This window comes from Citrobacter sp. Colony219 (assembly GCF_019382635.1).
GTDB classification, from domain to species: Bacteria; Pseudomonadota; Gammaproteobacteria; order Enterobacterales; family Enterobacteriaceae; genus Citrobacter; species Citrobacter youngae.
The window spans coordinates 3,196,414-3,197,013 of sequence record NZ_CP080033.1 but is presented as its reverse complement, the minus strand read 5'-3'; the positions used below and the strand labels follow the sequence as shown (position 1 = coordinate 3,197,013).

At 41.5% G+C, this 600-nt stretch carries 1 pseudogene; it reads right to left on the bottom strand.

What is annotated here, in order from left to right:
• Window positions 1–374: pseudogene (locus tag JTI85_RS14500) on the bottom strand (hypothetical protein); the annotation flags it as partial.
• Window positions 375–600 lie beyond the last annotated feature (226 nt).

The following is a 600-nucleotide window of genomic DNA, read 5'->3' as shown; positions in this document are numbered from 1 at the left end:
TTTGTAATGTTATTTTCACGAGCAATAGAAAACTCTTTGCCGTCTTTAAATCCAAGTTTTTGTGCTCTGGATTCATCACTTGAGGATCGGGCAACACTTGCCACGAAAGCCAGTACAATGATCAGTACTGCCACTGTATAATTGTTAACGAGTTTATAGGGTAAGTACTCAGCCCGGAGAGTACCTAAACCCAAAACAGCCCAACCTATCGCGGCAGTACTTGCCAGTAGCAGGCACAATCCAGCGAGGGAAAGCATGACTACCGACCAGAAGCCAGTACCGACTGAGAAAAGATCACCAAATTTATCCATTGACGCAAGGAATAAAAACACTCCCCAAATGCCAAAAATTCCTATTTTAAAATATTTACTCACCGAAATTATCCTTTAATAATTATCCAAATCGATGGTTCGTTCTATTTGTATTATCGACAATAATTCGTTTGCCTTTAGGTAGATCCCTTAAAAAGGAATCCCCCCAAAGTTTATAGGTTAGCAGTTGTACCACTCTCACCGTTTTGTCACTCCCGTTAGCTTCTCTCAGGCCAAAAGTACGGACTTAAAGCCGTCCGTATTCAGGTTCTCAAGAGTAACACGCACA